Source organism: Pseudonocardia phyllosphaerae, from assembly GCF_046546475.1.
In the GTDB taxonomy this organism is placed as follows: domain Bacteria; phylum Actinomycetota; class Actinomycetes; order Mycobacteriales; family Pseudonocardiaceae; genus Pseudonocardia; species Pseudonocardia phyllosphaerae.
On sequence record NZ_JBKGXS010000006.1, the window covers coordinates 1 to 19,875 of the forward strand.

General features: G+C 71.9%; 24 protein-coding genes and 1 tRNA gene. 16 read left to right on the forward strand and 9 right to left on the reverse strand.

What is annotated here, in order from left to right; translation table 11 throughout:
* Nucleotides 1-255: 255 nt before the first annotated feature.
* Entirely contained in the window at nt 256-627 is a 372-nt protein-coding gene (locus tag ACLE50_RS13705; protein ID WP_410943901.1) for a cupin domain-containing protein, read from the reverse strand.
* 264 nt (nt 628-891) lie between these two features.
* Here ACLE50_RS13705 and ACLE50_RS13710 point away from each other — a divergent pair, with 264 nt between their 5' ends.
* Genes ACLE50_RS13710 through ACLE50_RS13755 form a run of 10 tightly spaced genes read left to right on the forward strand, consistent with a single transcriptional unit; the run spans nt 892 to nt 8,871 of the window.
* Entirely contained in the window at nt 892-1,590 is a 699-nt protein-coding gene (locus tag ACLE50_RS13710; protein ID WP_410943902.1) for a GntR family transcriptional regulator, read from the forward strand.
* 1 nt (nt 1,591) lies between these two features.
* A complete protein-coding gene (locus tag ACLE50_RS13715) occupies nt 1,592-2,725 on the forward strand; it encodes an LLM class flavin-dependent oxidoreductase (RefSeq protein WP_410943903.1) in 1,134 nt (377 codons plus the stop codon).
* Nucleotides 2,722-3,357: an amino acid synthesis family protein gene (locus tag ACLE50_RS13720; protein ID WP_410943904.1), complete on the forward strand. Its 636-nt coding sequence runs from the start codon at nt 2,722-2,724 to the stop codon at nt 3,355-3,357. Before ACLE50_RS13715 ends, ACLE50_RS13720 begins: the two co-directional genes overlap by 4 nt.
* Nucleotides 3,354-3,911 carry an amino acid synthesis family protein gene (locus tag ACLE50_RS13725; protein ID WP_410943905.1) on the forward strand — a complete coding sequence of 186 codons (558 nt, stop codon included), beginning with the start codon at nt 3,354-3,356 and terminating at the stop codon, nt 3,909-3,911. The genes ACLE50_RS13720 and ACLE50_RS13725 overlap by 4 nt, the downstream gene beginning before the upstream one ends.
* Nucleotides 3,908-4,693 carry an alpha/beta fold hydrolase gene (locus ACLE50_RS13730; protein WP_410943906.1) on the forward strand — a complete coding sequence of 262 codons (786 nt, stop codon included), beginning with the start codon at nt 3,908-3,910 and terminating at the stop codon, nt 4,691-4,693. Before ACLE50_RS13725 ends, ACLE50_RS13730 begins: the two co-directional genes overlap by 4 nt.
* Nucleotides 4,690-6,183 (forward strand): aldehyde dehydrogenase, encoded by a 1,494-nt coding sequence (locus ACLE50_RS13735; RefSeq protein ID WP_410943907.1) that lies wholly within the window; start codon nt 4,690-4,692, stop codon nt 6,181-6,183. Before ACLE50_RS13730 ends, ACLE50_RS13735 begins: the two co-directional genes overlap by 4 nt.
* A 12-nt stretch (nt 6,184-6,195) precedes the next feature.
* Entirely contained in the window at nt 6,196-6,720 is a 525-nt protein-coding gene (locus ACLE50_RS13740; RefSeq protein WP_410943908.1) for a flavin reductase family protein, read from the forward strand.
* Nucleotides 6,717-7,799 carry a 3,4-dihydroxy-2-butanone-4-phosphate synthase gene (gene ribB, locus ACLE50_RS13745; protein WP_410943909.1) on the forward strand — a complete coding sequence of 361 codons (1,083 nt, stop codon included), beginning with the start codon at nt 6,717-6,719 and terminating at the stop codon, nt 7,797-7,799. Before ACLE50_RS13740 ends, ribB begins: the two co-directional genes overlap by 4 nt.
* A gap of 19 nt (nt 7,800-7,818) precedes the next feature.
* Nucleotides 7,819-8,529 (forward strand): GntR family transcriptional regulator, encoded by a 711-nt coding sequence (locus tag ACLE50_RS13750; RefSeq protein WP_410943910.1) that lies wholly within the window; start codon nt 7,819-7,821, stop codon nt 8,527-8,529.
* A 33-nt stretch (nt 8,530-8,562) separates the two neighbouring features.
* On the forward strand, nt 8,563-8,871 hold the full coding sequence (locus ACLE50_RS13755; protein WP_410943911.1) for a hypothetical protein: 309 nt from the start codon (nt 8,563-8,565) through the stop codon (nt 8,869-8,871).
* A gap of 181 nt (nt 8,872-9,052) precedes the next feature.
* Here ACLE50_RS13755 and ACLE50_RS13760 read toward each other — a convergent pair whose 3' ends face one another.
* Entirely contained in the window at nt 9,053-9,646 is a 594-nt protein-coding gene (locus ACLE50_RS13760; RefSeq protein WP_410943912.1) for a TetR/AcrR family transcriptional regulator, read from the reverse strand.
* Nucleotides 9,647-9,726: 80 nt separating this feature from the next.
* Between ACLE50_RS13760 and ACLE50_RS13765 the strand changes: the two genes are divergently transcribed.
* The 4 genes from ACLE50_RS13765 to ACLE50_RS13780 all read left to right on the forward strand — a co-directional run bounded on the left by ACLE50_RS13765 (nt 9,727) and on the right by ACLE50_RS13780 (nt 12,375).
* On the forward strand, nt 9,727-10,890 hold the full coding sequence (locus ACLE50_RS13765; protein ID WP_410943913.1) for an MFS transporter: 1,164 nt from the start codon (nt 9,727-9,729) through the stop codon (nt 10,888-10,890).
* A 73-nt stretch (nt 10,891-10,963) separates the two neighbouring features.
* Complete coding sequence (locus tag ACLE50_RS13770; RefSeq protein ID WP_410943914.1) at nt 10,964-11,206, forward strand: hypothetical protein; 243 nt, start codon at nt 10,964-10,966, stop codon at nt 11,204-11,206.
* Between the two features lie 9 nt (nt 11,207-11,215).
* Nucleotides 11,216-11,737: a helix-turn-helix transcriptional regulator gene (locus tag ACLE50_RS13775; RefSeq protein ID WP_410943915.1), complete on the forward strand. Its 522-nt coding sequence runs from the start codon at nt 11,216-11,218 to the stop codon at nt 11,735-11,737.
* Nucleotides 11,734-12,375 (forward strand): nucleotidyl transferase AbiEii/AbiGii toxin family protein, encoded by a 642-nt coding sequence (locus ACLE50_RS13780; protein WP_410943916.1) that lies wholly within the window; start codon nt 11,734-11,736, stop codon nt 12,373-12,375. The genes ACLE50_RS13775 and ACLE50_RS13780 overlap by 4 nt, the downstream gene beginning before the upstream one ends.
* 44 nt (nt 12,376-12,419) lie before the next feature.
* Here ACLE50_RS13780 and ACLE50_RS13785 read toward each other — a convergent pair whose 3' ends face one another.
* Complete coding sequence (locus ACLE50_RS13785) at nt 12,420-13,328, reverse strand: helix-turn-helix transcriptional regulator (protein ID WP_410943917.1); 909 nt, start codon at nt 13,326-13,328, stop codon at nt 12,420-12,422.
* 70 nt (nt 13,329-13,398) lie between these two features.
* Here ACLE50_RS13785 and ACLE50_RS13790 point away from each other — a divergent pair, with 70 nt between their 5' ends.
* Nucleotides 13,399-14,844 carry an MFS transporter gene (locus ACLE50_RS13790; RefSeq protein ID WP_410943918.1) on the forward strand — a complete coding sequence of 482 codons (1,446 nt, stop codon included), beginning with the start codon at nt 13,399-13,401 and terminating at the stop codon, nt 14,842-14,844.
* Nucleotides 14,845-14,937: 93 nt separating this feature from the next.
* Here the strand turns inward: ACLE50_RS13790 and ACLE50_RS13795 are convergent.
* The 3 genes from ACLE50_RS13795 to ACLE50_RS13805 all read right to left on the reverse strand — a co-directional run bounded on the left by ACLE50_RS13795 (nt 14,938) and on the right by ACLE50_RS13805 (nt 16,148).
* Nucleotides 14,938-15,012 (reverse strand) — tRNA-Ile (locus tag ACLE50_RS13795).
* A 12-nt stretch (nt 15,013-15,024) separates the two neighbouring features.
* Nucleotides 15,025-15,405: a hypothetical protein gene (locus ACLE50_RS13800; RefSeq protein ID WP_410943919.1), complete on the reverse strand. Its 381-nt coding sequence runs from the start codon at nt 15,403-15,405 to the stop codon at nt 15,025-15,027.
* Nucleotides 15,406-15,407: 2 nt separating this feature from the next.
* Nucleotides 15,408-16,148 (reverse strand): thermonuclease family protein, encoded by a 741-nt coding sequence (locus ACLE50_RS13805; protein WP_410943920.1) that lies wholly within the window; start codon nt 16,146-16,148, stop codon nt 15,408-15,410.
* A 121-nt stretch (nt 16,149-16,269) separates the two neighbouring features.
* Here ACLE50_RS13805 and ACLE50_RS13810 point away from each other — a divergent pair, with 121 nt between their 5' ends.
* Nucleotides 16,270-16,467 (forward strand): hypothetical protein, encoded by a 198-nt coding sequence (locus tag ACLE50_RS13810; protein WP_410943921.1) that lies wholly within the window; start codon nt 16,270-16,272, stop codon nt 16,465-16,467.
* On the opposite strand, the gene ACLE50_RS13815 is transcribed toward ACLE50_RS13810, so the two are convergent.
* From ACLE50_RS13815 to ACLE50_RS13825, 3 genes are read right to left on the reverse strand one after another with little or no spacing between them, the layout of a single operon-like run.
* Nucleotides 16,443-16,769, reverse strand: coding sequence for a YrhK family protein (locus tag ACLE50_RS13815; RefSeq protein WP_410943922.1), 327 nt, complete (start codon nt 16,767-16,769; stop codon nt 16,443-16,445). The genes ACLE50_RS13810 and ACLE50_RS13815 overlap by 25 nt on opposite strands.
* A 27-nt stretch (nt 16,770-16,796) precedes the next feature.
* Nucleotides 16,797-19,028 (reverse strand): putative bifunctional diguanylate cyclase/phosphodiesterase, encoded by a 2,232-nt coding sequence (locus ACLE50_RS13820; protein WP_410943923.1) that lies wholly within the window; start codon nt 19,026-19,028, stop codon nt 16,797-16,799.
* Nucleotides 19,012-19,845, reverse strand: a complete 834-nt coding sequence (locus ACLE50_RS13825; protein WP_410943924.1) for an SAM-dependent methyltransferase — start codon at nt 19,843-19,845, stop codon at nt 19,012-19,014. The genes ACLE50_RS13820 and ACLE50_RS13825 overlap by 17 nt, the downstream gene beginning before the upstream one ends.
* Nucleotides 19,846-19,875 lie beyond the last annotated feature (30 nt).

The window sequence follows — 19,875 nt, forward strand, 5'->3', positions numbered from 1 at the left end:
ACGTGACCGGCCGGACCACCGGCTGGAAGGCTGCACTGAACGCGTTGACACTGTTCTACGGCGACCGGATCGCCCTGAACTGACACAGACGATCACCGCCCACACACGATCTTCCGGACAGTCCCCGCGGCCGGTGCGGCTGCCGTGTCGGGCGGTCGCACACCGGTGTGCGAGGTGTCGTGGGCCATGCGGTTCTCCAGGTCGGACGGGCGCCGGCATCGGGCCGGGGCGAAGGGGACTGACCGGTGGTGCAGCTCAGAGCTGAAGGTGGTTCCGGCCGTAGCCGGTGACCGAGAGGTGGGTCATCGGTTGGTCGCCGGAGCTCAGGTGCCGGTGCGGTACACCGGCGGGGACGGTGACGACGTCCCCGGCCTGCAGCTCGATGGGCCCGTCGGCGTAGTCGAGACGGGCCGATCCGGCGGTGACGACGAGCGTCTGGTCGGTGTCGTGGCTGTGCCACACCGTCGAGGACCCGGCTGCGAATTCGGTGGCCATCACGGTCTGTTCGCCGGGTGCTCCGGCACTGCGGGCGACGCGTGTGCGGACGTCGCCGTCGAACATCGGCTGAGCCCCGCAGTCGATCGGGCGCAGGCCAGGGGACTGCGGGAAGCGCAGTACATGGTTCATGGGTCCTTCTCCTCGTCGATGAGGTGACCGGATGAGGCGTGGCGATCCGAGAGAGAGGGCGGATTTCGAGGCGGGATGCATGCCAGCCACGGCGACGGCGCAGACTGTGGCATGCAACAGTGGGTCGGTCAAGGACCTGACCGGACTCGGACATCTCGACCCTGGAGTCTGGGAGGCGTCCTTCAACTGCGGTTACGTCGAGTATCTCGACGCGCAGCGATCCAAGGCTTGACGAGTTCACGCCCTGTTCGTATCGTCTGATGCATGCAAGAGACAGCGGCGGTGCTGGGTCGCAGGGGAGCGCAGGCTCGCGTCCTCGACGGCGTCCGGACCGCGATCATCGAGGGCAGATACTCACCTGGCGAGCCTCTGTCCGAGGTGGCGCTCGCCGCCGAGCACCACGTCTCGCGCACCCCCGTTCGGGAGGCGCTCAAGCAGCTGCAGATCGAGGGACTGATCGAGGTCCGGCCGCGCGTCGGCTCGTTCGTTCGAGCACCCACCCGCCGCGAGGTGGTGGAGCTGTTCGAGCTCAAGGAGATGCTGGAGGGCATGGGCGCCCGGTTGCTCGCGGCGCGGGGCCCCGTCCGGGAGCTCGACGCTCTGGCCGAGAACGTCGAGCGCTCCGCACATGCCGTCGCGGCCGATGACGCCCGGACGTACGCAGTGCTGGTCCACGAGTTCCACGAGCTGCTCGTGACCGGCGCAGACAACACCCAGCTCGTGGCCCACTACCGAACGCTGATGAACCAGCTCGCCTACCACCGCCTGGTCTCGGCCTCGTTGACCCGGCCCGGCCGGTTGGGGGAGTCCCTGGCCGAGCACCGGGAGGTCCTCGAGCTCGTCCGGGGCAAGGACGGGATCGGTGCCGAGTTCGCCATGCGTGACCACGTGCGTTCCAGCGAACGGGCGACGCTCACCGCGAGCCGCCCGCTCGGTACCCCCTCATCGACGAAGGAGTCCTGAGATGCGTTTCTCCATCTTTCACAACGTCGGCGCGCCCGGCCGGCTCGACGACGTCGCCGGCGTCCTCGACGAGATCCGCGAGGTCGCGACCTACGCCGACACCGCCGGCTACCACTCGATCTGGTACACAGAGCACCACTTCGGCCATGAGGGCTTCGAGCTGATCCCGAATCCGGTGCTCATGGGCACCGACATCGCGGCCCGCACCTCGCGGATCCGGATCGGCCAGGCGGCGAACATCGTCACCTTCTGGAACCCGATGCGCCTCGCCGAGGACATCGCGATGCTCGACCAGCTCTCACGCGGCCGCGCCGAGGTCGCCGTCGGCCGCGGGCTCTACGGCCGTGAGGCGATGAACCTCAACCCCACCGCCGACCCGCGCGACCAGGAGCAGAACCGCGCGCTGTTCGACGAGACCGTCGAGATCCTGCGCAAGGCGTGGGGCGGGGAGTTCTTCTCCCATCAGGGCGACTTCTACCGGTACCCGGCACCGGGGATCAGCTGGAACCACCCGGAGTCGCCGTCCTCCCCGGAGTTCGTCGGCGACGACGGGACGCTCACGGCGATGAAGGTCGTACCGCAGTCCTACCAGCGCCCGCACCCGCCGATGTCGCAGGTCATCGACACACCGCGGTCGATCCAGAGTGCCGCCCGCGCCGGGATGAAGGGCATCTTCTGGATGCCGCCGATCTCCGAGCTGAAGGGGCGCTTCGAGCTCTACCGCGACACGCTGTCCGAGGTGACCGGCGTGGAGCAGCAGCTCGGCACCGGACTGTCGCTGGTCCGGGACGTCTACGTCGCCGACACCATGGAACAGGCCCGCGCCGACTTCGAGGAGGCACTGCTGACCTCCTACAAGTGGATCTGCCACTGGCGAGGGCTCAACAACCTGCGCGAGGTCGACGAGGACATCACCGGCCGCGTACTCGACTACGACTTCCTCGCCGAGCGGAACCTGCTGGTCGGCACGCCGGACCACGTGGCGGAGAAGGTGAACGAGTTGCAGACGGAGCTGAATCTGCAGGACCTGCTGCTGTGGACGACCCACCCGGGCCTCGAGCACGGCAAGGCGATGCGCAGCTTCGAGCTGTTTGCCGAGAAGGTCATGCCGCAGTTCTCCGGGAGCGGCGCGTGACGGCGCCGATCCGGCGGATCGTCACCGTCGTCGAGGAGAGCATGCGTGAGCTCGGGGAGCCGGTGGACACCCCGGTACGCCGCGCAGCCTGCGTCGCCGTCGTCGCGAACCCGTGGCTGGGCCGCGGTGTGCTCGACGACCTGGCGCCCGAGGTCGCCGAGCTCGCCCCGGAGATCGCCCACGCGCTCTCGGCCCGGCTGCTCGACGTGCTCGGCGGGGCCGGGAGCGTGGAGGCGTTCGGCAAGGCCGCGATCGTCGGCCTCGACGGCGAGATCGAGCACGGGGGTGCGCTGATCCACACCCCGTTCTTCGGCGACGTCCTACGGCACCGCACCGAGGGGGAGTCGATCATCGTCTTCTCCGATGCCCGGGCCGACGCCGGGACGCCGCTGACGGTTCCGTTGTGGCACAAGGAGCACGCCTCGACGCGTTCGCACTACCAGACCGTCACCGTCCGGGTCCCGGACGGACCGCGCCCGGGAGAGATCGCGGTCGTCGCGGCCGCCTCCGACGGGCCCCGCCCGAACGCACGCATCGGCGACCGGCGCACCGACTCCGCCCTCGCCCGGCACGTCCTGGACCGGCCGCACGACCGGACCACCACACCCGCCCAGATGGAGACAGTCTCATGAGCCCCACCGTCCGCAGCATCCACACCGTCGTCGACGAGACCCTCATCGAGGGTGGCCGGCCGGTCGAACCGGCGGCCCGGGTGGCCGTCGTGCTCGCTGTCATCGAGAACCCGTGGGCAGGCCGCGGCTTCGTCGACGACCTCGCGCCGGGCATCGACGAGGTCGCCTCCGACCTCGGAAAGCTGCTCGCCGACCGGGTCGTCACCGCGCTCGGCGCCCCGGTCGAGGCCTATGGCAAGGCGGCGATCGTCGGTCTCGACGGGGAGATCGAGCACGGCTCAGGGTTGATCCACACGCTCAAGTTCGGCAACCACTTCCGCGACGCCGCGCAGGCCACCACGCTGCTGCCCGCTGTCGAGAAGCGAGCTGCTGCCGGCACCGTGTTCGACATCCCGCTCAAGCACATCACCGACGCGACGATCCGGTCGCACCACCAGACCGTCGAGGCTCGCGTGCCGGACGGTCCGCGCGCCGACGAGATCGTGGTCGGTCTCGCCGCCGCGGCCCAGGGCCGGCCGCAGTCCCGGCTCGCTCCGCTGTCGAGCGAGAAGTGAGCCGACCGGCCGACGTGGTCCTGCTGCACGGGGTGGGCCTCGACCACACCCTGTGGGACCGCGTCGCGCCGGGGCTCGCGGCCGACGGCCACATCGTGCATGCCCCTGACCTGCTCGGGCACGGGACGGCGCCGGACGCCCCGGCCGGCACGAGCCTCGCCGACCTGGCCGCGCCGATCGCCGAGCTCGTCGTCGGGATCGGGGCCCCGGTGCACCTGGCCGGGTTCTCCCTCGGTGCACTCGTCGCCACCCGGGTTGCCCTGGACCATCCCGAGTGCGTCGCGACGCTGACGCTGGTCAGCGGCGTCGCCGGGCGCAGCGACGCCGAGCGGGCCGCGGTGCTCGGCCGGCTCGACAGTGCCCGCGCCGACCTCGCCTCGACGTTCGACGGTGCCGTCGCCCGCTGGTTCGGCGACGAGTGGCTGGCCCAGGAGCCGCAGCTCGCCGACCGCGTGCGGGCCACGCTGGCGGCGAACCGGCCGCAGTCGTACCTGGCCTGTTACGAGGTCTTCGCCCGCGCCGACGACGAGCTGTGGCCGGAACTGCCGCGGCTCGCACCGCCGGTGGTCGCCACCACCGGGTCGGACGACCCGGGGTACACCCCGGCGATGACCGAGGCGCTCGCCGCCCGCGTGCCCCGTGGCCACGGAGAGATCGTTCCCGGTGCCCGCCACCTGCTTCCGCTGGAACGCCCGGATGCCGTCACCGAGGTGCTCCGGGACCGGATCCGGCGCCCCGCCACCCCCTCCCACACATCGTCGTCCGGAGCCTTGAACCGATGACCACCAACGCGCTGCCGCGCCACGACCACCTCATCGGTGGCGAGTTCGTGCCCCCTGCCGGGGGCGAGTACCTGACCAGCGACAACCCGACCACCGCGCAGGCCTGGTACGAGGCCGCACGGGGGACGGCACCGGACGTCGAGCGGGCCGTCGCCGCTGCCCGCACGACCTTCGAGTCCCCTGTCTGGCGGCGGATGTCGCAGACCCGGCGTGGCGCCCTGCTCCGCCGGGTGGGTGAGCTCGTCGGCGAGCACGCCGAGGAGCTGGCCCGCACCGAGAGCACCGACAACGGCAAGCTGCTGCGCGAGATGACCGTCCAGCTCGCCGGGTTACCGGAGTACTTCTTCTACTACGCCGGACTTGCCGACAAGATCCACGGCGAGACGATCCCGGCCAGCAGCGTCGACGTGCTCAACTACACGCTGCGCGAGCCGGTCGGTGTGGTCGGCGCGATCACCCCGTGGAACTCGCCGCTGACCCTGACCGTGGCGAAGCTGGCCCCGTTGTTGGCCTGTGGCAACACCGCCGTGGTCAAGCCGTCGGAGTACACCAGCGCCTCGATGCTGGCGCTCGCGCCGCTGTTCGAGGAGGCCGGGTTCCCGGCCGGGGTGGTGAACGTGGTGACCGGGTTCGGCGGCGAGGCCGGTGCCCCGCTGGTCGATCACCCCGACGTCGCGAAGCTGTCGTTCACCGGCAGCACCGCGACGGGTTCGTGGATCGCCGAGCGCGCCGGGAAACGGCTGGTCCGGGCCGGGCTCGAGCTCGGCGGGAAGTCTCCGCAGCTGGTATTCGCCGACGCCGACGTGGAGAGCGCTGCGAACGGTGTCATCGCCGGGATCTTCGCGGCGGCCGGGCAGACCTGTATCGCGGGTAGCCGAGTCCTCGCACACCGCTCGGTGTACGACGAGCTGGTCGAGCGCGTCGTCGCCCGGGCCCGCACGATCCGGATCGGCGACCCGCTCGACGACACCACTGAGCTCGGCCCGCTGGCCATGCCGGCCCAGCTGGCCAAGGTCGAGGAGTACGTGGCCGCCGGGCGCGGCGAGGGCGGCGTCGTCGCGCACGGCGGCGGGCGCCCGGACACCGGTCTGGGCGGTTGGTTCCACGAGCCGACGGTGTTCACCGGCTTGTCCAACGACACCCGGATGTGCCGCGAGGAGATCTTCGGGCCGGTCGTCGCGATCATCCCGTTCGACGACGAGGCCGAGGCACTGCAGATCGCCAATGACACGAACTACGGCCTCGCGGCCGGCATCTGGACGCGCGACCTGGGACGGGCGCACCGTGCCGCTGCCGCGCTCGACGCCGGCACGGTCTGGGTGAACATGTACCGCGCGATGTCTCCGATGTCGCCGCGGTCGGGGTTCAAGACCTCCGGCCTCGGCGTCGAGCACGGCACCGAGGTGGTCCGCGAGTACACCCGGCTCAAGAGCGTGTGGATCAACACCAGCGACGAGCCCGCGGGCGACCCGTTCGTCCTGCGGTCCTAGGAGGCGAGTCCCATGGCCGAGCTGATTCCCACCGTGGACGGCGGCGTTGTCGACGCGACCGGGCTACGACAGGTGTTCGGACGGTTCCCCAGCGGCGTCACCGCTGCCTGCGCCCTCGACGAGACGGGTACCCCGGTCGGGATGGCGGCGAGCTCGTTCGTCGCCGTCTCGCTCGAGCCGCCGCTGGTGGGGCTGTGCGTGCAACACACGTCGACGACCTGGCCGCGGCTGCGCGAACGGCCTCGGATCGGTTTGTCGGTGCTGGGCGAGGGGCAGGGCCTCGCATGCCGACAGCTGGCGTCCAAGCAGGGGGACCGGTTCGCCGGTCTCGAGCTGACCCCGACCGATGACGGTGCGCTGCTGGTCGGCGGCGCGTCGGCGTGGCTGGACTGCTCGGTCTCGGACGTCGTGACCGCGGGCGACCACGACATCGTGCTGCTGCGGGTGCATCGCCAGTGCACCCATCCGGTGCACGGCCCGCTTGTCTTCCACGAGAGCGACTTCCACGGACTCGCCCGGCTGGGTGCGGCGTCGTGAGCGTGGCGCTGGAGTCGCGGGCGTCCCGGATCGACGGCCGCGATCCCGTAGAGGCGGCGCTCGCGTCGCTGAGGGCCGGCCGACCGGTACTCGTCGCCGATGACGACGACAGGGAGGGCGAGGGCGACGTCGTGCTGCCCGCGGCGTCGGCCTCCCCGGAGTGGACGGCCTGGACCGTCCGGCATACCTCGGGTCTGCTGTGCGTGCCGATGGAGGCCTCGCGAGCCGACGAGCTCGACCTGCCGCTCATGGTGCAGCACAACGCCGACCCGCTCGGCACGGCGTATACGGTCTCGGTCGACGCCGCGACCGGCATCGGCACGGGGATCAGCGCCCGTGACCGGGCCCGGACCGCGCGGGTGCTGGCCGACCCGGCCAGCGTCGCGCGGGACCTCACCCGGCCCGGACACGTGCTGCCGTTGCGGGCCCGACCGGGCGGGGTCGTCGAGCGGGCCGGGCACACCGAGGCGGCCGTTGACCTGTGCCGGCTGGCAGGCCTGCCGCCGGTCGGGGTGATCGCCGAGGTCGTGACCGGCCCGGAGATCGCCGGTGGTGGGCGAACGGCGAACCGCCGGGAGATCGCCGAGCTCGGTGCCCGCCACGAGGTGCCGGTCCTCGACGTCGCCGACGTCGTCCGGTATCGATACCGCCACGGCGACGGTCTGCGGGCCCGGGTGACCCGTGGCCCGCGGGTGACCCTGCCCACCACCCACGGCACCTTCGACGCCGTCGGGTTCCGGGACGAGGTGACCGGCGCCGAGCACCTGGCACTGTGCGTCGACCCGCCCGCGACCGGGCTACCGGTGCTCGCGGTGCACGTCGAGTGCACCGCCGGGGACGTGTTCGGCGGGCTCGGTTGCGGCTGTCGCTCCGGCCTCGACGAAGCGCTGGCCGCCGTCGCCGACCGGGGCGGGGCCGTGCTGTACCTGCGCGGTCCCGCCACCGGGGGCGGGGCAGCCGGAGACGCCGGAGCGGCGGCGTCCATGATCGCCGGTCTGGGGCTGTCGATGTCGGTACTGCGACCTGGGCCGGTGAGCGCCGCCGAGCTGCGTGCCTGTGGCACCGACGTCGTGGGGTGACGCCGGTTAAGGTGCCGTCATGGTGGGCACCGAACGTGACGACGCACCGGCGAACGGTCGTCGCGGAGCTCAGGCCAGGGTCCTCGACGGGTTGCGCGACGAGATCGTCAGCGGAGCACGCGAGCCGGGTCGTCCGCTGTCGGAGCTGGCGCTGGCGACGGAGTACGACGTCAGCCGCACCCCGGTGCGCGAAGCCCTCAAGCAGCTGCAGATCGAGGGCCTCGTCGAGATCCGGCCGCGGGTCGGGACCTTCGTCCGGGTGCCGAGCCGGCGCGAGCTCGTCGAGCTGTTCGAGCTCAAGGAGATGCTCGAGGGCATGGGTGCCCGGCTGCTCGCCGCCCGCGGCGCGGTCCCGGTGCTCGACCAGCTTGCCGACAACCTCGCTCGGGCGGAGGAAGCCGTTGGCCGCGACGACGCAGAGGGCTACGCCGACCTCGTCCAGGAGTTCCACGAACTGATCGTGACCGGCGCGGACAACACCCGGCTGGCTGCGCACTACACCACGCTGATGAATCAGCTCGCCTACCACCGTCTGGTCTCGGCGTCGCTGTCCCGGCCGGGGCGGCTCGGGGCCTCCCTGGCCGAGCACCGGCACGTCCTGGAGCTGATCCGGGAGAAGGACGGCTTCGGCGCGGAGTTCGCGATGCGCGACCACGTCCGTTCCAGCGAACGGGCCGCGATGTCTCTCGACAACCCACTGCAGGTCGCCAGGGCGAGCGGCGAGGAGTGACGCTCGTCCGCCGCCGGCGACCGGAGGAATCACATGATCATCTGTATCGAGTCGGACGGCTGCGTCGTGACCGACGCCGACACCCTCACCGACCTGCGTGTGCTCAGCTCGATCACCGGGGCCTCCTCGCTCGACGAGGTCGCCCGCGCCGTCGGGATCGGCACCGCGGGGGAAGGTCACGTCTTCGCCGACGTCGAACGACTGAGGGCGCTGGCGAAGGAGTCCGCGACGCTCGAGGACTGGGACGAGCAGTTCGACGGGATGATCGGTTACGCACGGGCCAGGGGCTGGCTCTCCGAGGACGGGCGGGCCGTCCGGGCGCACGTGGATCGCAGCGCCTGATCCGACGCGCCGAAGGTGTCCCGGTCCCGGTGCGCGCCCACGGCAGGGAGCGAGGAGCCTGACCGTTGTGGGAGATCGGCACACCGGAATGCCGGCGATCACGTTCGCCGAGGGTCCCGTGGAGCGGGGCGCCCGGTCTCGGTGCTTCCTGGCTCCCGCGCCTCGAATCCGCCCGGATCGGTTACGCCCGGCCGGCGACGTCGATCAGTGAAGCGGCGGCGGCACGCGCGTCGTTCATCGCCGCGGCCGAGTCGACCGCCGCGACCACGGTCGCGCCCTCGATCAGCAACAACAGTTGCCGTGCCAGGGCATCGACATCTCGCGGTGCCGGGTCGAGCGCGGAAAGCCGTTCGACGAGCAGGTCGCGGTACCCCTGCAGGTGCCGGCGAGCGGTCGTCGTGACTCGGGGGTCAGGGCTACCGCGCAGGTCGGTGATCGAGTTGATGATCGCGCACCCGACGAAGTCGCGCCGCCGGAACCAGGTGCTCAGCAGGTCGAAGACGGCCAGCACGCCGTCGATCCCGCTGTGGCCTCCGCTTTCACGGCGTAGCCACTGCTGTACGCGCGCCGACCGTTCGTCCACCACGGCGGCGACCAGGTCGTCCTTCGACGGGAAGTAGCGGTACAGGCTCAGCTTCGAGGCGCCCGCCTTCGCCGCCACCTCCGCGACTCCGACCGCGTTCACTCCTCGTGCGGCGAACAGTTCGAGCGCCGCATCGAGCAGGCGGGCGCGAGTCACCTCGGGTGCGATCGACCCGCCCTTCGGCACCGGCATGACCTTCTCCTCCCACGATGACGCCTCGCATGATACCGATCGGTCTTGCCAGGATAAGACCGATCGGTATCATCCGACTGATGGTGCAGACAGAGCGCTCCCGGCCTCCGATCCGTCGGCTGTGGTGCGCCGTCCTCTTCGGGTACCTCGCTTTCGGCGGCACCCTGCAAGCGCTGACCCGATGGGTGCCGGATCAGCTGGGAGGCGGGCCGATCGAGACGGGGGTCGCCGTCGGTGCGGCGTTCGCGGCGACCGCGATCGCGCGTCCGTTCGCCGGCCGGGCAGGCGACGCCGGCCTGGCGCGGGCGGCGGTGATCGCGAGCGGGCTGTTGGTCGCGTCGGGGGCACTCGGTCAGTTGGTTGCGCCGAACCTGCTGGTGATGGTGATCGCGCGGCTGGTGATGGGCCTGGGCGAGGCAGCACTGTTCTCGGCAGCGCTGCCCTGGGTGTTGCACGGGCTCGCGCCCGAACGTCGCGCGAGTGTCGCCGGCTGGTTCGGGTTGTCCATGTGGGGCGGCCTGGCGCTCGGACCGCTGGTCGTCACTGCTGGCGGTCTGCTTCTCGATCCGGAGCAGGTGTGGTGGGTGATCATCGGTTTCGGTCTGGTGGCCGCGGCGTTCGCGGCGACGACACCGGCCGGCGGGATGGACAGGCGCGGGCGGCTGCGTCCGGAGCACTGGCGGGAGGTGCTGCCGCGTGGGGCGGCTCTCCCGGGGGTGGTCTTCGGCCTGGGTGCGTACGGCTACGGCACGATCGCCAGCGGTTTGGTGCTCTTCCTCGACCGTTCGCAACTGGGCGGTTCGGGTGTCGCGCTCGCCGTGTTCGCGGGGGCGTTCCTGATCGCGCGGGCGGTCGGAAGCCCGGTGGTCGACCGATGGGGCGGCCCGCGTACGACCATCGTCACCTCTGCCGTGGTCGCCTGCGGATTCGTGCTGCTGGCACTCGCGGCGTCGATCACCGTCGCGCTGGCCGGCGCCGCGGTCGTAGGGGGCGGGCTCAGTCTCGCGTTGCCCGCCACGGTTCTGACGACCTTGACTCGGACCGGCGGGGCGGGCGCCGGCAACGCGGTGGCGACCGCGACGTCGTTCTGGGATCTGGGCATTCTGGTCGCCGGTCCACTGAGCGGTCTGATCGCTGCCGGCGCCGGGTTCTCGGCGATGTTCGCTGCCGCTGCGGCTTGCGCCGTCGTAGCCCTCGTCCTGAGCGTCGCTCTCCGGTCTGCCTCAGCTCAGGTGGTCCGATGACTCAGGACGATGCCAGCAACTACCTGATCGTCTGCGCCGGTCGGCGGAGGAGATGGTCGGGGTCGATCTCCGCGTGGGCGTCGTCGAGTCGTTGCCGGATGGCGTCGTCGAAGGCTGGTCGAGACGGGTGTCGTCCGTCGGAGAAGCCCACGGCGGGGCGGCCGGTGTCGGATGCGCGGAGCACCGCGTCGAGGTCGGTCAGGGCGGTGATGGTTCGGCGGCGCTGTTCGTCGTTCTCGGCGGGTCCGACGGCATGCAGCGGAGTCACTTGTTGCGGGGTGGCATTACTGCCAGAATGTATCCGATCGGATACTGAGGTGGAGCGATGGATCCCCGACGCATGATCGCTGACGTTCGGCGCGCGGCCGCACTGAACCAGGACGAGCTGGCAACTCGAGCCGGAACCTCCCGGCCAACCTTGTCCTCGTACGAGCGTGGCCATCGGTCGCCCAGCCTCACGACCGCGGCCAGGATCCTGGCTGCCGCTGGATACGAGCTCGCCGCTGCGCCGACGATCGCGTTCACGGAGCAACCCGCCGGCCACGGCCGAACCGTGCCGGTGCCTTCTCACCTACCACGACTCGACCCGTCCGAGGCGTTCGCTTCCGTCATGTTGCCGTTGCACCTCAACTGGTCGGACCCGGGTCGGGTCTTCGACATGCGGGACCGGCGTCAGCGCGGGCGGGTGTACGAGATCGTTCTCCGGGAGGGCACCGCGGATGACGTACTCGCCTACATCGACGGTGCCCTGCTCATCGATCTGTGGCCCGACCTGGTCCTCCCAGAGGGTGTCCGCGCCGCGTGGGAGCCGCTCGTTCTCGCTGCGACAGCTCCCGCGACCGCATGACCCCGCAGAACGAGATACTGACGCTGTTCCAGATCGCGGTGGCCGAGTTGTTCTTCAGCTTGCCGGAAAGCGACGGGTTCCTGATCGCCGGCGGGGCTGCCCTCGCCGCCCAGCACCTGACGAATCGACCGACTCAGGATCTCGACCTGTTTACGCGGGCTGGACGCAGCACCGTGACCTCTGCACGGGATGCGTTCGAGAACGCAGTCACGAGGCGGGGCTGGTCAGTTGGGCGGATCCGGGACGGCGACACCTTCTGCAGGTTGCTCGTCAGCGGCGAGGAGGACCTGCTCGTGGATCTCGCCCTCGACTCGCCGCCGGCACTGTCACCGGTCGGCAGCGTCGCAGGGCCGACCTTCGCACCGGAAGAACTCGCCGGACGTAAGCTCCTCGCCCTTTTCGGCCGGGCCGAGGCCCGGGACTTCGCCGATGTGTTCGTACTCGCGCATCGGTACGAGTTCGGCACCATGCTCGATCACGCCGTGAGGATCGACCCCGGCCTCGACAGATCGGTTCTGGCCGCGATGATCGGGAGCCTGCAGCGCTTTGAGGACGACGAGATCCCGATCGACGGAAAGTTGGTGGCCGAGCTACGGGGATTCTTCCGGCGCCACCGCGAAGAACTCGACGACTCCTGACCTCGGATCTTGCCCCAGGCGCGACGCGCCGAGGAGAACCACCCTCACGCAGTGAGGACCGGCGTGCGCTCGACGAGCGGCCGGGCGTCGGCGACCATCCGGTCGAGCTCGTCGAGCCGTGCGCGGGTGGCGGCGTCGTCGGGCACGAACCAGGCGATCCGGGAGCCGAGGCTCTCGTCCAGCCACAGGCTCTGCAGCCGCAGGCGCAGCTCCCCGACGAGCGGGTTCGCGATGAGCTTCACCGCGTCGTACTCGCCGTGCACGTCGCCGGTCTCCCACAGCTCGGCGAAGCGCGGCGACGCGGCGCGCAGCTCCGCCACGAAGCTCGTCCACTCGCTCTGATCCGCGTGGCGCGCGTAGCCCTGGCGGAGGCGGGCGACCATCCGGCGCTCGGTCTGCGGCAGGTCGATGTGGCGCGAGCGCCACGTCGGGTTCGTGAAGAGCATCCGTATGCAGTTGCGCTCGGCGGGCGGGATCGTGGCGAGGTCGTCGAGTAGGAACCGGTAGGCGCGGTTGAAGGCCAGCACGTCGTAGCGGGACGACTGCAGGGTCGCCGGGTAGGGGCTCAGCCGTTCCAGCAGCTCGAGGTGCTCCGGGGCGACCTTGACGCCGGCGCCGTGTGCCGGACGGTCGATGCCGGCGAGTCCCAGCAGGTGCGCGCGCTCCTCGGCGTCGAGACGCAGCGCCCGGGCGATGGCGGTCAGCACCTGCTCGGAGACGCCGATCGGCCGACCCTGCTCGAGCCACGTGTACCAGGTGAGCCCGACGCCGGCGAGCTGCGCGACCTCCTCACGACGCAGCCCCGCGACACGGCGCCGACCGGTCGAGGGGATGCCCACGTCGGCGGGCGTGAGGCGGTCGCGCCGGGTGCGGAGGAACGCGGCGAGCTCGGTGCGCGGGGCGTCGGCCATGCCCCAGTGTCGCGCGTCTCCGCCGACGATCGTGGTACTCAACCTGGCACTGCTGGTACCAGGATGAGGGGGCTCCTGGTACCAGGATGTGCGGCGGCGCACGGTCGAGCCCATGACCGCCACCGCATCCGCCCGGACCGGCGCCGCCGCACCGGTCCGCATCCCCGCCGTCCGCTACGTCGGCCTGCTGCTCGGCGTGCTCGTCGGCACGTACGGCTTCAATGTCGTCACGGCGACCATGCCGCAGCTGGCGAGCGAGCTGCGCGTCGGCCCGGTGGGGCAGGAGACCGTCGTCGCGGCGTACGGCATCCCGTTCGCGGCGCTGCTGATCCTCGGCGGACGTCTCGGTGACCGGTTCGGCCGGCGCGCGCTGTTCGGCATCGGGATGGGCCTGTTCGCGCTCGCGTCGGTCGCCGGCGTGCTGTCGCCGGGCATCGAGATGCTGGTCGTCACCCGTGTGCTGCAGGGCATCGGCGCGGCGCTCTGCACCCCGCAGGTGCTCGGCACGATCCAGGCCACCGCAGCCCCCGCCGACCGTGTCCGGCTCATCGCGCTGTTCGGCGCGGCCGGTGGTGTCGGGGCCGCGCTCGGGCAGGTGCTCGGCGGCGTGCTCGCCGGGGTGGCGCCGTTCGGATCCGGATGGCGGGCCGCCTACGCGGTCGCCGCGGTCCTCGCGCTCACCTCCGTTGCGCTCAGCCGCCTCGCGCCGGCCAGCCGGTCGCCGCGCCCGGCTGCGGCCGACGTGGCAGGCACGCTCCAGCTGCTGTTCGGCATCCTGCTGGTCGTCGCCGCGCTGACCTACGGGCCTGCACTCGGGCGGTGGGTGACTCTCGGTGTGCTGGCCCTCGGCGTGGCGTTGCTCGTCGTGCTGTGGTTCCACCAGGACCGGATCGAGCGCTCCGGCCGGATCCCGCTGCTGCCACCCGGCGTGCTGCGGCTGCGCCCGCTGCAGCTCGGCCTCGTGATGGCGGCGCTGTTCTTCGCCGGGTACGGCGCGGTGCTCTACGTCGCCACCAGGTCGATCGAGACGGGCCTGCGGATCGACCCCGCCGAGACCGGCGCGATGCTGCTCCCGTTCGCGGTCGTGTTCGCCGGCGTCTCGGCCATGATCGGCCGCATCCAGCGACGGCTCGGAGACGCGGTGCTGCCGATCGGGCTCGGGCTGCAGATCTCGGGCCTGGTGATCGGTGCCGTCACGACCGCACTCGCCTGGGGCCCGGGACTGCCGCTCGTGCTCCAGCCGGGGCTCGTCGTGCTCGGCGTCGGGCAGGCGATGGTGTTCTCGCCGCTGACGCAGATCGTCGTGCGGGCGATCCCGGACTCCGCGGCCGGCCTCTCCGGCGGGATGTTCGCGACCGTGCAGCAGCTCGCCCTCGCACTCGGCGTCATCGCCTACGGGGCGGTGGAGACCGCGTTCGGCCTCGACGCCCGGGAGGGGCTGATCGCCGGTTTCGCCGGGGACGCGGCGGCGGCCGCGGTGGTGCTCGTCCTCGCCGGCGTGCTCGCGGCGACGGCCCGGGCGGCGCGCCGGACCGGCGGCATCTCCGGTCGAGTGTGATCACGGGTTCGGAGGAGATCCGGCCATCGGTGGCCGGAATCGGTCCGAACCCGTGATCAGTGGTGCCGGGAGTCGCCACGAGCTGTGGTTCCGTGGGGCAGGTCGGGCTCGAACCGACGACCTGACGGGTTATGAGTCCGCTGCTCTGACCAGCTGAGCTACTGCCCCGAGGTGCCCAGGTTAGCGGAGGGCGTGATCCAGCCCACCGGGCATACCGGGCACGCCGCGCAGGGTCGCCTCGACCTCGCCGCGGTGGTGGTCGAGCGGGTGGACGAGTGCGCCGGCGTCGTCGCGGTGGGCGACGCGGGTCCCGCACCAGCCGCAGCCGCCGGTGGCGTCGACGCTCGCGCGCGACTCCACCTCCCGGCGGCGCGCGGCGGCCGCCGCGGCCTTGGCCCGCTTCGTCCCGGTGCGGCGGTAGGTGACGACCCGGTCGATCACCCACCAGAGGCCGAACGGCACCGCCAGCATCGCCGCGGTGATCAGCAGCCACTTGACGAGCATGACGACCGCGCCGATGACGAGTGCGACGGCGACGAGCCGGGCCAGGATGCGGGACATGGTCAGCACCACCACTTCTTTGCGCAGTATCCGCCGGTCAGGGCGCCGTCGGGGAGGTTGACGTGGTGGTGGTCGTCGCTGTCGTAGGAGTAGCTGTCACCACCGGTGGACGTGGGCACCTCCGGGGTGCCGGAGCAGTCGCGCGTGCCGTAGTCGTGGTCCTCGAGCTCGTCGCGGTACTCGGGGCTCGCGTCGTTCTCCGCGGCCGGGAGCACGCCTACGGCGGCATCCGAGACGACGCTCGTCCCGATGTCGTTCAGGTACGGCATGTCCGGGCTCGGGTAGGTGGTGGGCCGTTGCGCGCGGCGCAGGAGGCGGCCGCGGCTGTCGGTGTCGCGGGTGCCGTCGGCGACCAGCTCCACCTCCTGCCCGGGCGCGGCGTAGACCGCCAGGTTCTCCTTGGCCTCGCGGCCGCCCTTCGTGCTCACCGGGCAGGCGTCCAGGTCGAGCAGCTCGACGGTCCGGTTGCCGGACACGGTGAGCGTGTCGCCGTCGACGACGCCGGTGACGGTCACCAGCTCGGTCGCCGGCACCGCGGGCTCCACAGCGGCGGGCTCCACAGCGGCGGGCACCGCGGCGGCGGGCGCCACCGGAGCAGGGGGAGCGGCGGGCACCACCGGCGCGGCCGGGGCGGGTGCCGTCGAGGAGGCGGCGGACGGGTGCGGCCCGGTCAGATCCGTGACCGCGACCAGGCAGAACGTGGCCGCCGCGACCCCGATCCACACCTTGTACGCCGTTCGCACCGCTGCGCTCCGTCCGTCCCGGCCCGCTGCCGTGCGGGCCTCTCGTGCGGTGCATCGCTGCGGCCGGGCGGCGTGGTTACCGGCGCTCCCCAATATCGATGATGCGCCGTAGCGTGAACCGGTGAGCATCGACCACGCGGCCCGCTGGGAGGCCGCCCGTCGCGACCTCTGGCACGGCATCGGCGGTCCGCCCGCACCGGCGCCGGTGTGGCGCAACGCCGGCCCGCTGCTGCCCTCACCGGTCGCCGGGGACGACCTCGCGGCCGGTCCCGCCAGGACGGGACCGGGAGTGAATCAGAAGTCCTCGGGGTCCTCGTGACCCCGGCCGCGGACCGCGGCGGCACCCTGCTCGTGCTCCATCCGGTTCAGCGTCACCCGCCGCGCCAGCCGGATCGCCGGCCGGGCCAGCAGCTGCGCACTGCCGATCACGAAGAGCCAGATGCCGGGGTCGTGGTCGGCGAAGAAGAACCAGATGCTGCCGATGAAGAACTCGATCGCGATCAGGGTGTCGTTGATGATGCTCGCGGTCTCGTACCGGTCCCGGATCAGGATCTCGCGATCCCCGATCTTCAGACTGATGTCGGGGTCGGACGGGTCCTCGCTGAACGTGGGCGGGCTCATCGCGCGACGCTAACCCGGATCAGCCGATCATTTCTCGCCGGAACCGTGCGGTACCCCGATCCGGTGAGCCGACGGACCGCCCCGGCTGACCAGCAGATCCGGGACCCGCTCCGGCGGGACCGGCATGCCGAGGTACCAGCCCTGCCCGACGTCGCAGCCGAAGGCGACCAGCCGGCGCAGCTGCCCGGCCGACTCCACCGACTCCGCCACGATCGTCAGGCCGAGCGCGTGCGCCAGGTCGATCACCGCCGACAGGATCAGCGGGCAGTCCACGTCCCGGTCCGGAGTGGACTCCGCGGTGCAGTCGGTGGTCACGAACGTCCCGGCCAGCTTGAGCACGTCGACCGGCAGCCGGTGCAGGTAGGCGAGGTTGGAGTAGCCGGTGCCGAAGTCGTCGATCGCGATCCGCACGCCGAGCGCGGACAGCTCCCGCAGCGCGTCGGCGGGTGGCCCCTCCGAGCCCATGAGGTCGGACTCGGTCAGTTCCAGCTGCAACGACGACGCCGGGAACCCGGTCTCCTCGAGCACCTCCCGGAACCGGGCGACGACGTCGGGCTCCTCCAGCTGCCGCCCGGCGACGTTCACGCTCAGCTGCAGTCCCGGCCGGTTCCAGACCCGGGCCTCCCGGCACGCCCGGCGCAGCAGCGACAGCCCCAGCGGCACGATCAGGCCGGTGCGCTCGGCGAGCGGGATGAACACGTCCGGGCCGATCCGGCCGTCGTCGCGGGTGCTCGGCGTCTCCACCGACGGCCGCCACCGGGCCAGCGCCTCGACGCCGACCATCCGCCCGTCGGAGATCCGCACGAGCGGCTGGTAGTCGAGCTCGAACTCGTCGTTCTCCAGGGCCGCGGGCAGCCGCGCGGACAGCTCGAACAGCGCGACGTCGTGGTCGTGGCGTAGCGGGTCGAACACCGCGACGCGGTCGCGGCCGTCGCTCTTGGCCCAGTACATCGTGGTGTCGGCGGCCTTCATCAGCTCCGCCGCGTCGGTGCCGCGTGCGCCGCCGGCGCCCGGGGCGCGGGCCCGCGGGCGGGCGACGATGCCCGCGCTCGCCGACACCGCGACCTCGTTCCCGTCGAGGTCGAGCGGCTCCCGGATCGCGGTCAGCGCCGCACGGGCCACGGGACGCAGGTCGTCGACCTCCTCGCAGTGCTCGACGAGGACGACGAACTCGTCGCCGCCCATCCGGGCCACGATGTTCCCGTCGGCGCCGACCGCATTCCGCAGCCGGGCCGCGACGGTGGTGAGCAGCCGGTCCCCCGCGTCGTGGCCGAGGGTGTCGTTGATCTCCTTGAAGCCGTCGAGGTCGAGGTAGCAGACCCCGACCTGCCCACCGGTGCCCGGCGGCATGTCGAGCGCGTGCCCGAGGCGCCGGAAGAACAGTGTGCGGTTCGGCAGCCCGGTCAGCGGGTCGTGCTCGGCCTGGTGGCGCAGCCGGGTCTGCAGCTGGTGGCGCTCGGTGACGTCCTCGACCATCGCGACCAGGAACCGCGGCGTGCCGTCGGGCTCGCGCACCAGGGACACGACGAGCTCGGTGTGGATCTGGTCGCCCTCCTTGTGGAAGTAGACCTTCTCCAGCCGGACGTGGTCGACCTCCCCGGCCATCATCGCCTCGATCTGCGGCCACGTGTCCGGCGAGTCCTCGGGGTGGATGAAGGTGAACACCGACTGCCCGACGAGCTCGTCGGCGGAGTAGCCGATCATCTCGCACAGCGCCCGGTTGGCCTCCAGGATCGTGCCCTCGGTGTCGGCCACGCTGATCCCCAGGTAGGCGTGCTCGAACACCGTGCCGTACCGGGCCTCCGACGCCCAGCGGGCCGCCTCGGCACCGGTCCGCGCGGTGAACAGCGCGCTGCTGATCCGCTCCTGCTCGATCCGGGTGCGGTCCCGCAGCGCGCGGGCGTAGCCGGTGGAGACCGCGGTGAGCACCCCGGTCGCGGCGCGCGCCTGCGCCGCGGACACGCCGTCGGGAACCAGGTGCTCGGTCAGGACCTCCAGCGAGTCGCGCAACGCGGCCGGGTCGGTGAGGTGCGCCGCGACCAGCTCCGCCCCGACGCCCTCGGCGGCCTGCGGGCCGGCCCGGCCTGCGACGGCGTCGTCGAGCCGTGCGGCCAGCCCGCCGAGCAGGGCGCGCAGCTCGGCGCGCCCCATGGAGACGAACGTGCCCGCCTCGACGACGTCGGTCCACGCCTCGGCCAGCCGGGCGACGGCGGACCGGGGAAGGGGACGGCCGCCGTCGCGCTCAGAGCCGGGCGACACCGGCCAGGCCGGGGTAGTCGTCGCGGCCCGGGAGCGAGTCCGGCTCCGGCCGCCACGACGGGATCCGGACGACGCCGGGCTCGAGCAGGGTCAGGTCGCCGAACAGTGCCTCGACCTCACCGGTGTCGCGCATCCGCATCGCGTTGGGGGACCGGTCACGGTTGTAGAGAGCCTGTGCGTCGGTGGCGGCGGCGTTGCCTATGTCGCTGGCGTGGGTGATCACGACATGGCTGCCGGGGGCGAGCGCGTCGGCGTAGGCGCGGACCAGGCCGGCGGGGTCGCGCTCGTCGCCGACGAAGTGCAGCACCGACACCAGCAGCAGTGCGACCGGGCGGCTCAGGTCCAGGTGCCGGCGGGTCAGCGGGTCGTCGAGCACCGACCGGGGATGGGTGAGGTCGGCGGCGAGGACCTCGGTGGTGTCGTCGTCGGTGAGCAGGGCGCGGCTGTGTGACACCGCGACCGGGTCGTTGTCGACGTAGAGCACCCGGGCGCCGGGGCAGGCGGCCGCGGCGACCTCGTGCACGTTGCCCGCGGTCGGGATGCCGGAGCCGAGGTCGAGGAACTGGTCGATGCCCTGGGCACACAGGTACTGCACGACGCGGCGCAGGAACTTGCGGTTCTGCTGTGCGACGACGGCCATCTCGGGCAGCACGTCGAGGACGCCGGCCGCGAACTCGCGGTCGACCTCGAAGTTGTGCGAGCCGCCGAGGTAGAAGTCGTAGACGCGCGCCACGCTCGGGCGGGTCACGTCGATCTCGTCGGGGACCCACCCCGGGCGCGCGTCGGAGTTGCGGTTCACCGGATCCGGGCTGTTCACGATCACCGGACCATACCCCTGACCGGGGCC